The sequence below is a fragment of the Anaerostipes sp. Marseille-Q3525 genome (assembly GCF_018223505.1).
Classification (GTDB): Bacteria; Bacillota; Clostridia; order Lachnospirales; family Lachnospiraceae; genus Anaerostipes; species Anaerostipes amylophilus.
The window spans coordinates 133,042-146,724 of record NZ_JAGTTT010000001.1 but is presented as its reverse complement, the minus strand read 5'-3'; the positions used below and the strand labels follow the sequence as shown (position 1 = coordinate 146,724).

11 protein-coding genes and 1 riboswitch are annotated in these 13,683 nt (G+C 37.3%); of the genes, 2 read left to right on the top strand and 9 right to left on the bottom strand.

Annotation, left to right across the window (positions count from 1 at the left end):
* Positions 1-37: 37 nt before the first annotated feature.
* The 5 genes from KE503_RS00745 to KE503_RS00725 all read right to left on the bottom strand — a co-directional run bounded on the left by KE503_RS00745 (position 38) and on the right by KE503_RS00725 (position 8,002).
* Positions 38-3,724, bottom strand: a complete 3,687-nt coding sequence (locus KE503_RS00745) for an LPXTG cell wall anchor domain-containing protein (RefSeq protein WP_212384276.1) — start codon at positions 3,722-3,724, stop codon at positions 38-40.
* A 448-nt stretch (positions 3,725-4,172) separates the two neighbouring features.
* On the bottom strand, positions 4,173-5,663 hold the full coding sequence (gene thrC / locus KE503_RS00740) for a threonine synthase (protein ID WP_212384275.1): 1,491 nt from the start codon (positions 5,661-5,663) through the stop codon (positions 4,173-4,175).
* 100 nt (positions 5,664-5,763) lie between these two features.
* A complete protein-coding gene (locus KE503_RS00735) occupies positions 5,764-6,900 on the bottom strand; it encodes a M20 metallopeptidase family protein (RefSeq protein WP_055198351.1) in 1,137 nt (378 codons plus the stop codon).
* Between the two features lie 21 nt (positions 6,901-6,921).
* On the bottom strand, positions 6,922-7,377 hold the full coding sequence (locus KE503_RS00730) for a DUF1700 domain-containing protein (protein ID WP_212384274.1): 456 nt from the start codon (positions 7,375-7,377) through the stop codon (positions 6,922-6,924).
* Between the two features lie 4 nt (positions 7,378-7,381).
* Positions 7,382-8,002 (bottom strand): histidine phosphatase family protein, encoded by a 621-nt coding sequence (locus KE503_RS00725; protein WP_117944328.1) that lies wholly within the window; start codon positions 8,000-8,002, stop codon positions 7,382-7,384.
* 167 nt (positions 8,003-8,169) lie between these two features.
* Between KE503_RS00725 and KE503_RS00720 the strand changes: the two genes are divergently transcribed.
* Positions 8,170-8,562: a thioesterase family protein gene (locus KE503_RS00720; protein WP_212384273.1), complete on the top strand. Its 393-nt coding sequence runs from the start codon at positions 8,170-8,172 to the stop codon at positions 8,560-8,562.
* A 65-nt stretch (positions 8,563-8,627) separates the two neighbouring features.
* On the opposite strand, the gene KE503_RS00715 is transcribed toward KE503_RS00720, so the two are convergent.
* On the bottom strand, positions 8,628-9,245 hold the full coding sequence (locus KE503_RS00715; RefSeq protein ID WP_055198355.1) for an ECF transporter S component: 618 nt from the start codon (positions 9,243-9,245) through the stop codon (positions 8,628-8,630).
* Between the two features lie 180 nt (positions 9,246-9,425).
* Positions 9,426-9,569: riboswitch (FMN riboswitch) on the bottom strand.
* A 197-nt stretch (positions 9,570-9,766) separates the two neighbouring features.
* On the opposite strand from KE503_RS00715, the gene KE503_RS00710 reads away from it, so the two are divergent.
* Positions 9,767-10,795, top strand: coding sequence for a 3-deoxy-7-phosphoheptulonate synthase (locus tag KE503_RS00710; RefSeq protein WP_055198357.1), 1,029 nt, complete (start codon positions 9,767-9,769; stop codon positions 10,793-10,795).
* A 24-nt stretch (positions 10,796-10,819) separates the two neighbouring features.
* Here KE503_RS00710 and KE503_RS00705 read toward each other — a convergent pair whose 3' ends face one another.
* From KE503_RS00705 to rny, 3 genes are all read right to left on the bottom strand, one after another.
* Complete coding sequence (locus KE503_RS00705; protein WP_022374967.1) at positions 10,820-11,383, bottom strand: hypothetical protein; 564 nt, start codon at positions 11,381-11,383, stop codon at positions 10,820-10,822.
* 86 nt (positions 11,384-11,469) lie between these two features.
* Entirely contained in the window at positions 11,470-12,000 is a 531-nt protein-coding gene (locus KE503_RS00700; protein WP_055198361.1) for an NUDIX hydrolase, read from the bottom strand.
* A gap of 84 nt (positions 12,001-12,084) precedes the next feature.
* Complete coding sequence (gene rny / locus KE503_RS00695; RefSeq protein ID WP_055198362.1) at positions 12,085-13,632, bottom strand: ribonuclease Y; 1,548 nt, start codon at positions 13,630-13,632, stop codon at positions 12,085-12,087.
* Positions 13,633-13,683: the final 51 nt, after the last annotated feature.

The following is a 13,683-nucleotide window of genomic DNA, read 5'->3' as shown; positions in this document are numbered from 1 at the left end:
AGCTGCTTTCGTCCAGCCTAAAAGCGCCTTTCAAGACTTAATGTTTCTTCTTACGATATAATAGTAAAATCCCTGAAAATGCTGCAGCTGCCATAGCAAATATCCATCGAAGATCACTTTCGTCTCCTGTTTTTGGTCCAGAAGAAGTATCTGTATTTTGAAAATCATTTCCCTTGTTTTTTGTATAAGTTATATTTTCAGGTATTTTCTGTTTTCTTACTTTGATCTCACGAACTGCTGTCACTTCTTTTGCGTTATCGGCCTTTGCTTTTGCCGTATTTTTTATCGTTCGATCTTTCATTATTTTGTTATTTAACTTTACCTGATAGATTACTTTTATTTTCTGGTCATTTGTAAGATTTTCTTTTGTTTCAATTCTGAAACTGTTATCTGATACAACAATCCTGCATTTCGAAGTGATATCTGCTTCATCTGGTGAAAAAACATGAACACTTTCCTTTATGATCTTTGCATATTTATGATCGATCTTATCTTCGATCACAATGTTCTTTGCAACTGCATCTTTCACAATCTGTGATACGAAAATCTGATATTCACAAATACCGCCAGCTTTATATACTGTCTTATCGCTTCTCTTTGTGATCAAAAGCTGTGGAATATTCTCCTCCATCGTTACAACAATATCATCTCTTACTTTATCTGCATCCTCACTGTACGCAAATGCTGTATTTTTAATATCTCCATCAATCATTGAAAGAAATGCTGTATCATAAATTACAAGAAGCTCATCCTTATCACTTAAATCTCTTCCTGTGGCGATCTTAAACTTTCTACTGGTATCATCTCTGCTGATCTCACACTGATTTGTTATATCTTCCCCATTATATTTTACACGGATCATACCAATATCCATTCCTTTCTTCTCAAATGAATCTTCTATGATAACTTTATGTGCTGTCATCCCTTCATTTTTCTGTGTCACACGAATCTTATATGATCCAGTCTGACCTTCTTTATATATCTTATGATCTGATGTTTTCTCGATTTTTAACATTGGAGGTTTTACAACAACTGTATTTTCATCCTGTGCTGGCTCTGTGTTATCACTTTGTACGATCGCTGTATTTTTTATAGCACCATCAATTCTTTTTTCAAATAATACTTTATATATGATATCAATAGAATCACTGTCTCCAAGATCTTTTCCTGTTTCTACAACAAAATTTCCATCTCTTGCTTCTATTTTACATTCATCTGTAATATCTTGTTTGTTATACATGACTTGAATATCAGAAATCTTCATTCCTTCTTTTTCAAATTCATCTGTAACTATTATATTTTTTGCTTTTACACCTTCCTTCCCCTGTTTAATATGAAGTTTATAACTTCCTGTTTCTTCCACACTGTAAATCTTTTTATCGGACTGTTTAAGAATCTGAAGTTTAGGTGCCTTGATCTTGATCATCTCTTCTGCCACACCACCTCCTGAAGGAATATCTGCATCTTCACGGATCAGTTCTTTGTTACTGTTTCTTGTTGCTGGAACTTTCATTACATTTTTTATGTCTTTTCCCTCTAGTCCATCCTGCTCGATCACTGCCTGATAGCTGATCTCAATCTTGTCCGTCATCCACAGATCATTGTAATTTGTATCTTTTTTTCCACATTCAGAAGCGAATACCGGTATTATTCCGTTCTTTAATGCGATCGGAGTCTGTATCGTATAACTTCTTTCGTTATCATCAAATTCAGCCTGACATTTTGATGTTATATTTTTACCATCTGCCATCACTGATAATGTTCCAGGTATAATACGGATCCCTTCTGCTTTGATTTCATCCTCGATTCTTATATCTCTCATAAATGTTCCAGGATTTGGATTCGTTATCACTGCCTTATATGCCACATGATCACCTTTTTTATAAATCTGTGCCGGAGCTGATTTTATAACATCATTTTTAGGAGAATTGATATATATCTGTGCCTGATCTTTTGTCTCCGGAATTCCCGCTGCCCATGCAGATGCTTCATTATCGATCAACTGGCCATTTGCTGCCACTGATGTTTTCATTGTGTATACAATCTGGATTTCATTTTCATACGGAAGAACATAATCACCTTTTGACTTTAAGATCCAGCTGTTTCCTTCTTTCTGCATTGTGTAGCAGTCTTCTGGAATTCCTGATACTTTTATATCCTTTAGCGAAACTCTGGAATTATCTGCAAATGATCTATCCTGAATCGTAAAGTATGCTGTTCCTGCTTTTGGATTTTTATTTTTCACAGTAACCTTGTAGGTAACCTCATCTTTTGCCTGATATTCATACTGCTTTGTCTCTTTTGTAAGCAAAAGGCCCGGATTACTCTCATCTTTTTTGGGCAGTTCTATGTCAACCCTGACTTCATTCGTCATTGTGTTTTTGCCATCAATGATCGTCTTTGCCTTATTATTTTGTGTAAGAACTGTTTTATTTTCATTATAATGTCCATGCTTTTCCCAAAGATTCCTTAACTCCATAAGCTGCTCTTTCGATGCATCTTTCATAATGTTCATCTTGATCTTGATCTTTAATACATATATACCGCGCTTATAAAATTCAGGATCATTCGGATCTTTTAATCTGGCTTTTACAAGATTTCCGTTTTGTGAGATATCAAATTCACTACTGACATCTTTATTGTCTCCATATACTTTGATATCAAGAATCTTCTGACATTCTTCTACATTGTCCTCGAATGCAAATCCGCTGAAATAATGGGCTTTCGGAATATCTCCGGCAATTGCCTGGCTTACTTCATAAGTCCATGTCTTTGCAAGATCTGGACAATTGTAATGCTCTGTTGATTCTCCATTCGACGTTATGATCTCTTTTTTTGGAGCTGGTGGATCAAATTTTACCATGTTCTGTCCATATCCAACATATTGTTCCTGATTTGTTGGTCCATCATCCATAATTCTTCCAAATGTATATTCAAACGTATCTGAAGCAAATGTAAATCCCGCACATGTAAAGTCTTCACTGTCATAATTTTCAGAAAAATCAGCATAATAAATACTCTTATTTCCATCTTTGTTATAACTTAATTTTGTGTTTTTAGAAACATATTCTCCATGGATGTCATCTGCTTTTACCCCGATATACTGGTGTGTATCAATATCCTGTAATGTCATATTACTTTTGATCGTTACAGGAATATTCGTTCCAGCTTTAAAAAACTGACTTTTCATTGTCATCTCTTCAATTCCGATATAAGAGCAGCCACTAAGATCACCTCCTACTGCCACATATCCTTCCATGTTCTTATATTTTTCGATTCCCGTGATCGTCATAACCAGATCAAATGTCTGCCATCTACCATGGCTTCCATCCTTGTCACACTGATAAATCTCCATATTCGTTTTCTTGATCTGTATATTTCCAGCTGTGTTTTCTGAAGTATCAAACCATAGATATTGTTTTAAAAATCCAGGCATAGAAATGTCCGGGAGTTTCTTGGTATCTTTTCCTTTGGTAATGATCGTCTTCGTCTGATCCGTTGGATGCATCTTAAATCCATAGGATGCATCCACACTTAATGCTTTCTGATCATCAAATGATGAAAAAATATGTTTGTCATCTCCCCAACTGCTTGTAATTGGCTTTGCTTTGCTACAATTAAGCTGAGCCAGTACGGATTTTTCCTTTATTTTTGCTGTCAGTGCTGCTGATAATGAAAATACTACAACACCCAATGCCATAAGAGTTCTTCTTGCTTTCTTCATGAATACTACCCTCCTTATTATTGCCTTTTCTTTTCCTCATTCTCCAGCAGACAGAATTGTCTCATAGCATCTCAGCTCCCCTCATTCTTATGACAGGCTGCACTCACCTCCATGACCATGCAGAAGTCTCATTATCATATCCTTGTTCGCTCCCTGTCTCCAGATCATGGCGGGATATGTCCTCTTCGGACTGTACTAGAAAATGGTCTTATTCAGTTGTCAAAACTTCCCTTGGATTCATCATTTGATCGTCTTGTCGTGAATGGATTATCTGATTTGATTGATCAATCATCATTTTGATTTGTTTTTAGAATTTTCTGATATTGTATTCTCTTCCATTTATTCCCTATCTTGGTTCATCATAACATTTTCACATAAAAAAAGCAACCCATATTTTTATGAATTGCTTTTTTACTTTTATTTATTCTATTATACAAGAATGTATTCCTTAGATTCCAAGAATCTTTTTCACTTCATCTTCCATTGCTACTGTTTCGCACACTGTGTCATGAAGTACTGGTGCTGTTCTGATCTCTTCGATCGCTTTTGGAATTTCTGTCTTTGATACTTTGTTAAGTTCATCAACTAATTCAAAATCATCTTCTGCATCGTATGCTGGATCGATCGCATCCATAACACTTCTTGTAAATTTGTATGGACTGGCTGTTGAAGCAATGATTGTTGGAGTTTTGTCATCTCCAGTTGCTGCTTTGTATTTGTCATATGCAACGGCTGCTACTGCTGTATGTGTATCCATTACATATCCTTCTTTGTCATATACTTCTTTGATCTTCACTGCTGTTTCTTCTTCACTTCCAAAAGCTCCAAAGAACTCAGATAATTCTGCTTTCATTGCATCTGTGATCACATATTCTCCGTCTTTTGTAAGTGCTGCCATAAATTCTGCACACTGTTTTGGATCATTTCCTGCGATTCTGTAGATCATACGCTCTAAGTTGCTTGAGATCAGGATATCCATAGATGGAGATGTTGTAACATAGAATTCTCTGTTACGATCATATTTCCCTGTCTCAAAGAAATCAAATAATACTTTGTTCTTATTAGATGCACAGACAAACTTATTGATTGGAATACCCATCTGTTTTGCATAGTAAGAAGCTAAGATGTTACCAAAGTTTCCTGTTGGAACTACAACATTCATAGGTTCTCCTGCTTTCAGGGCACCCTGTTTTAATAAATCTGCATAAGCTTTTACATAATATACGATCTGTGGCACTAAACGTCCGATATTGATAGAGTTCGCAGATGAGAACTGGAATCCATTATCATTCATAACTTTCGCTAACTCTTTGTTAGAGAACATTTTTTTAACACCTGTCTGGGCATCGTCAAAGTTTCCTTTGATTCCGATCACATATGTATTGTTACCCTTCTGTGTTACCATCTGTTTTTCCTGAATTGGACTAACTCCAGACTTAGGATAAAAGACAATGATCTTGGTTCCTGGTACATCAGCAAATCCTGCCAGAGCTGCCTTTCCTGTATCTCCAGATGTTGCAGTTAAGATTACGATTTCATTCTTAACGTTATTCTTTCTTGCAGATGTTACGAGTAAATGTGGAAGAATAGATAATGCCATATCTTTAAATGCAATTGTTGCCCCGTGGAACAATTCCAGATAATATGCTCCGTCTACTTTCTTTGTTACTGCAATTTCTTCTGTGTCAAACTTGCTGTCGTATGCATTATTAATACAAGTCTTTAATTCTTCTTCTGTAAAGTCTGTAAGGAATTCTTTCATGACTGCATAAGCAATTTCCTGATAGGACATCTTTGTCAGATCTTCCAATGCTACATTTAACTTTGGAATACTGTCTGGTACGAATAATCCTCCATCGCTTGTTAATCCTTTTAAAATAGCTTCAGAGGCGGTTGCTGTTTCTTCACTGTTTCTTGTGCTGTGGTATACTAAATTCATATTTCCCTACCTTTTCTTCTATCAAATATGCGTGTTTCTGTTGGTTTCTGATTATAACATATGTTGTATCCATCTACAACAGATTTTCATGAACTATATCTTATACAATTACAAATGTCAGCATGAGACGGACACCGCTGATCAAAGCTTTCTCATCAAAATCGAACTTTCCATGATGATTTGCAGGGTGGTCTCCACCTCCGATAAACGCAAAACATCCATCGATTTCCTCTAAGTAATTAGCAAAATCCTCTCCTAACATCATCGCAGGAACATGCGTAAATTCTGACGGATCGAACACTTCTCCTGCCTTCTCCATTACATTTTCTACAATCTCTGGATCATTGATCAGTGCTCCATGACTTGATGGCTGAAAATCAACTGTGACATCGATCCCATACATCTGTTCATGGGCTTTTGCAATATCTTTGACTCTCTCTTCGATCATTTCCTGTGCCTGCTTTGAAAATGTTCTTGCTGTTCCTTCGATCTTAGCTTCTCCCGCAATCACATTTCTTGCTGTTCCTGCTTCAATCTTCCCGATCGTTAATACTGCGGGATCTAATGGATTTAGATTTCTACTTACGATGGTTTGCATATTCATTACCATCGATGATACTGCCACCGCGGTATCAATTCCTTCATGTGGCTTTCCTGCATGACCAGACTTTCCATATAAATGAACTGCCAGCCAGTTTGTCGCCGCCATTCTTGGTCCTGCCTCCAGAGAAATCTTTCCGGATGGAATTCCATTGAAAATGTGAACTCCATAAATTCGCTTTACACTATCCAGGATTCCTGTTTTTAACATAAACCTGGCACCTTCCGCAGTTTCTTCTGCTGGCTGAAACACAAGATAAACTCTACGATTTAATTCTGCCTCATGCATCTTTAAAATCTTCGCTGTTGCCATAAGAATCGCTGTGTGCCCATCATGTCCACACGCATGCATACAACCATGATTTAATGATGCAAAATCAAGTCCTGTTTCTTCTTCCACTTCAAGAGCATCCATATCTGCTCTAAGTGCAATACTGTCTTTCCTTCCATTACCAACAACTGCAATAATTCCTGAGGGATCAAAAATCTTATACGAGATCTCCCATTCTTCCAGATGTTCTCTGATATATTCCATCGTCATAGTCTCATGAAATGCTGTTTCCGGACATCGATGCAGTGCCCGGCGAAATTCTACGACTTCTTGTTCAATTGCATATGCTTCCTGGTTTATGTCCATATTGCTTCCTTTCTTTGCTGACTACCTTCCTGTAAGATTCATGATTAAGGCAACGATCAACCCAACAATGATCACTGGTCCCAGCACGATCATCATTGCATTAAATATATGAAACAGTAAGTAAATAATGAAAATAAAAATGATCACGGATAAAAGACATCCGAGTTTAAATTTTGTAGAATTCATCGTGAAAATATGTGTATTTCCACCAAACATATCCTCTGGAGTTTCCTCCTGTTTATCCTCATAATATTCTGTCTGTGCATAACTATCATCCACACCTGCTGCGTCAATGATCGACCTTGCGATCAGTCTTGGACTACCTAATTCGTTTAAAATTTCTGCTTCTGTCTTTCCACTTCTGATCTGTTCATTGATATAATTCTCATAATAGTCAATATTTTGTTGTACTACCATCGGCGATACTATTCCCTCTAGTGAAGATCTTAACTCCCCCATAAATTGTTTTCTTGTCATAAATTTATTCTCCATCCTTATTATAGAAAATCTCTGACTCCTTTAATACGTGACAGGTTCCGTCTTTTACTTCGATCGTTGTCACTCCACAATTCTCCTGTCTTGGTGCATGCCAGAATTCCTCGATATCTCTTCCGTATATATGAGTCAGCAAACTATGTATCCAGGCTCCATGGGAAAAAACAGCAACGTGCTGATATTTTCTCTCATTCGGCAGAATCATATCTTCCAAAAATTCTACTGCCCTTCCTATAACTTCTCTATGTGTCTCACAACCATTAGTCGTTTCAAAATGTACTGGATCATTAAAAAAATCAAGAAATGGATCATTCCTGTCTTCCAATTCTTTTAATGTCATTCCTTCAAACGTTCCAAAACAAGCTTCTTTCACCCTTTCGTCCTCATATAACGGAACATTTCTTCCACCTAAAATGATCTCCCCTGTTTCTTTTGCTCTCTTTAATGGACTGGTATATCCTATATCAAATGGTACATGACGAAGTCCTTCTCTTGTCATAAATGCAAGTTCTCTTCCATATTCATTCAACTCTATATCTGAACTTCCCTGAATTCTATGTACTTTATTCCAGTCAGTTTCTCCATGCCGGATCAAATATAACTTCAAAACATTTTACCTCCAATTTAACAATAGCATACCTTATTTTTTTGATTGAGTCTAGTCCTTCTTCATTGTACATTTTTTCACTAAAATATAAAAAACTATGGATTTTTTATCGAACTTTGCTATACTAAGATTATACATATAAACTGAAATTTTAGGAGAGAAAAATTATGAACATTCATGTTGGAGACGAGATTGAATTAACAGAACAAGTAGTTCCAGAAAACACTGCAAAGGAATGGGGAAGTGGAAGCCTTCCTGTTTATGCAACACCTGCTATGATCTTATTAATTGAGAAAGCCGCTGTTAAATTATTAGATGGCAAACTTGAAGAAGGTCAGACAAGTGTTGGAACAAATTTAAACATTGCACATGTTTCCGCAACACCAGTCAATGGAACGATCAAATGTCACTGCTCATTATCTGAGATTGACCACAAACGTCTGGTATTCCATATCGAAGTAACTGATAACAAAGGACGTGTTGGAATCGGTACTCATGAAAGATTCATCGTTGCTGATGAACCATTTATGGAAAAAGCTGCTAAGAAATTAGAAGATTAATTTTTAACTCTATGTACAAAAAAATGGTGTCAGGATTTAATCCCGACACCATTTTTATTATATTTTTATCTGCTTGTTCCCTTTAAGATTGGGGAAATCTTCTTATAAATAAAGAATGTAATCACTACACTGCACATTCCTTTGATAAATGTGAATGGCATATTAAACCAGATCAGTGCATCCCATAATGTCTTCACGTTCTTGTTGATCGCCTGATATGCACCAAGAATCGCCTGCATTGGCATGAAGTTTGTGTATACTGGATATACAACAAAGTAGTTTGAAAATACGCTGACGACTGACATAAGGACTGCCCCTGCTAATGCTCCGATCATTGCACTCTTCTGTGTTTTCTTTTTCTTATAAATAAGTCCTGCTGGTAATACAAAGCATACGCCTAAGATAAAGTTAGAAAGCTCTCCAACTCCACCTGTCTGTGTATGAAGAAGGTTGATCGCATTCTTGATAAAGCATACTGCAATTCCAGATACCGGTCCCATCGCATATGCTGCTAATAATGCTGGAAGTTCTGAAAAATCAAACTTGATAAATGGTGGTATTAACATAGGAATTGGAAATTCCAAAAACATCAGCACTGTTGCCAATGCTCCCAACATACCTGTTACTGCGATCGTTCTGATATTGAACTTTGTTCTTTTCATTGTCATTGTGTCTCCTGACATGATCATTCTCCCTTTCTTATCTAAAGATTTTAAATTTGTCCGCCAGAAGTTCTTGCAAAATTTTATAATTGTTTTATACAAGAAAAAATCCTGTCCATTTATCTACATAAACGACAGGGCTTCTGACTTGATCACATATCTTATATCTTATATCTTCGTAATATCTTAAGACATGTCATCCAACTACTTCTTTCATCCAGACTATACTGTTGGTTCAGGATTCTAACCTGATCGGCTTTACGCTCGTGGACTTATCTCTCTTAGAGTATCACCACCAGTCGAGAATTGATATCTTCGATATCTCACTCTGCCCTGAAGTTGGAGAATCAATCTTCTCTACTTCAATATTCAATTACCAGAAAATGAAAGTGTTTTCTGTTCACATTTTCTATTATAATAACTTCTGTTTTATTTGTAAAGTATCATTTCATATTTCCTTATCTTTACACAAAGATTATTATTTGTTAAAATATACACAAGCAAAATGCTTTATTGTATGAATTGTTAAGGAGAAAACAACTATGGGAATGCACAAAATTGCGAAGATGCCTTCTCCAGAGGAATTAAAAGAAGAGATGCCTCTGAGTGAAGAAGCAAAACAAATCAAAGCTGCAAGAGACAAAGAGATCCGTGATGTATTTACAGGTAAATCTGATAAATTCTTAGTCATCATCGGGCCTTGTTCTGCAGATAATGAAACTGCTGTTATGGATTATCTTGGACGTCTGGCAAGAGTTCAGAAAGATCTTGCTGACAAGTTACTGATCATCCCTCGTATCTACACTAACAAGCCTCGTACAACAGGTGATGGATACAAAGGCATGGTTCATCAGCCAGACCCAGAGAAAGCACCAGATATGGCAAGTGGTCTTCGTTCTGTTCGTAAACTTCATATGGAAGCATTAGAAGAATTCCATATGCCTGCCGCAGACGAGATGCTCTATCCAGGAAACTGGCCATATATGGATGACCTTTTATCCTACGTTGCCGTTGGAGCCCGTTCTGTAGAGAACCAGCAGCACCGCCTGACAGTCAGCGGATTTGATATCCCTGCTGGAATGAAGAACCCTACTGGTGGAGACCTGACAGTTATGATGAACTCTATCACTGCTGGACAGCACCAGCATGATTTCATTGCCAATGGATACGAGGTCAAAACAGATGGTAACCCTCTGACACATGCCATTTTACGTGGTTCCGTGAATCGTCATGGAAATAATATTCCAAACTATCATTATGAAGATCTGACTCGTGTTGCTTATATGTACGAGAAATTCCAGCTTAAGAACCCTGCAGTTATCGTTGATGCAAATCACTCTAATTCAGGTAAACAGTGGGATCAGCAGCCTCGTATCGTACAGGAAGTTCTCCACAGCAGAAGTTTCTTACCTGAGATCAAAAATCTTGTCAAAGGTATCATGATCGAAAGTTACATCGAAGATGGTAACCAGTCTATCGGTAATGGTGTTTATGGACAGTCTATCACTGACCCTTGTCTTGGATGGGACAAATCTGCTGCCCTGCTTTATCGTATGGCAGATTATGTATAGAATAAATACAAGATTCTAGATACATTACTTCCAAAGTTTCAGCATTCCTGACATTATCGATGGATTTATGAAACTTTCCAGAATGCATCCCAGTATCATAAATATTATTTCAAACAGAATACTATAACGTAGAAGGAAGGAACTGCTTGTTTCATAAAGCATTTCTTCCTTTTTTTCTTCTTGAAAATTTCGTTTTATGAGCAAAATAAGGCTCATTCCATATAAAATAAACTGCGGAAACAAACTCAAAAGCACAAGAAATAATCCTCTCATTCCCATCTGTATGATCTGAAGTGATAACATCGAACCTAGAAAAAATGCCATACTAAACGTAAATCCGTACAAAAAAATCCATGGTTTTAATAAATATCCTGCCAGATAGATCATTGCATACTGTTTCACACGTTTAAATAGAATATAAAAAAATAAGCTCATGCTTGCACTATATAATTTCTGATTATGAAATACCAGATATTGCACCTGCCCTCCATATGCAAGATAATCCTGATATATAAAATTCGTAAACAAACTTCCTAGGATCAGACCTGCTATGATCCATAATCCTGAAAAAAATTTCTCTTTATCCACACATTTCCCCTCCCTGCCTCATTATATCATATGCAGTGCCTGTCTTTTATATTCTATTTTATTAGATGCTTCTCTGATGTATAAATTTACTTCTCCATATTAAGATATCCAAGAACTCCTGATATCGTCTTTGCATCGATAATCTTTCCTGAAAAGATCATATCTTTGATCTCATCTGTTGTATATTCTTCTACGTCAATAAACTCATCTTCATCAAGATGCTGCTTCGATGGCTTTAGATCCGTTGCAACATAAATTGGTATCTTTTCATCACAAAAACCTATCGCTGTGATCACAGTCATCAGATGTTGCATATGTCCTGCAATATATCCTGTTTCCTCTTCAATCTCTCTTGTGACACATTCAAGTGGTGTCTCCCCTGGTTCAATTCCTCCAGCTGGAATTTCAAGTGTTTCCTGATCAAGTGCATTGCGGTATTGTCTTACAAGTAGGATCGTTCCTTTGTCGGTGACTGGAACAACTGCTGCCGCACCTTTATGTTTTACAAGATCCCATGTGACTACTTTTCCACTTGGAAGTTTCACAATATCTTCGTAAAATCCAACAACTTTTCCTTGATGCATCAGGCGCTGTTCTAATTTCTCGTATCCTTTCATGATTCTATCTCCTTTTCTATCTATTCTCTACTGTTAATATTCCTATTAATTGGAAAAAGCGATAGATTTCTCTATCGCTTCTTGTTATTTCGCATAGTCAACAACTCGTGACTCTCTGATCACATTAACCTTGATCTGTCCTGGATAATCCAGATTCTCTTCGATCTGATTTGAAATATCTCTCGCCAGTAAGATCATATCATCGTCACTGATTTGTTCAGGAACTACCATAACTCGAATTTCTCGACCTGCCTGAATTGCAAAAGTTTTATCAACACCCTGGAAGGAGTCTGCAATCTCTTCCAGCTGTTTTAATCTTGTTGTATAACTTTCCAGTGTCTCGCTTCTTGCACCTGGACGTGCTGCTGAGATTGCATCAGCTGCCTGTACCAGACATGCGATCAATGATTCTGGCTCCTCATCACCATGATGAGATGCCACTGCATTGATGACAATTGGATTCTCCTTATACTTCTTACACAGATTCACACCGAGTTCTACGTGAGAACCTTCTACTTCGTGATCGATTGATTTACCGATGTCATGAAGCAGACCTGCTCTCTTGGCCATTCTTACATCGACACCGATCTCTGCTGCTAAAAGTCCGGATAACTGTGCAACTTCCATGGAATGTTTTAATGCATTCTGTCCATAACTTGTACGGAACTTCATTCTTCCAAGAAGTCTTACAAGCTCTGGATGGATTCCATGAACCCCAAGTTCTAATGTTGCTGCTTCTCCTTCTTCGCGCATCATAGTTTCGACTTCTTTTGTCGCTTTCTCAACCATCTCCTCGATGCGTGCTGGATGAATTCTTCCATCCACGATCAGTTTCTCTAAGGCGATTCTTGCGATCTCTCGTCGAACCGGATTAAAGCTTGACAGTACAACTGCTTCCGGTGTATCATCGATAATCAATTCAACCCCAGTAGCGTTCTCAATGGAACGGATATTACGTCCTTCACGACCGATGATTCTTCCCTTCATCTCATCGTTTGGAAGCTGTACCAACGAAATCGTTGTCTCAGCCACATGATCAACTGCACACTTCTGAATCGCAGTTACCACATATTCTTTGGCTTTCTTTCTGGCATCTTCTTTCGCTCTTGTCTCCATCTCTTTGACATACATTGCTGTCTCGTGTTTCACATCTTCTTTTACTGCTGATAATAATTGCTCTTTTGCCTGATCAGAGGTCAATCCGGAAATTCTTTCCAGTTCCTGTAGATGTTTTGCCTGCAGTTCCTGCAACTGAGCTTTCTCTGTTTCAATGTTCTTCTCTTTCGATGCTAATGACTGTTCTTTGCGCTCTAATGTTGTAGCTTTCTTCTCTACAGTCTCTTCTTTAGAGAGAACTCTCTGCTCATACTTCTGCAGTTCTGCCCTGCGTTCTTTTGTCTCTTTTTCAAAGTCATGTCTCGCTTTTATAGTTTCTTCTTTTACTTCCAAAGAAGCTTCACGTTTCTTCGCATCCGCTGCTTTGATTGCTTCATCTATAATCTCTCTTGCTTTATCTTCTGCATTACCGATTGTGATCTCCATCGCCTTCTTGCTTCTTGTATTAGCAATATAGACAGATACCGGTACAGCGATAACCAGAGTTGCGATAATGGCTATAATAATACCAACCACAGGTTTCCTCCTTATTCAATTTTTTGTGTATTCACACTTATCTAATTCTAT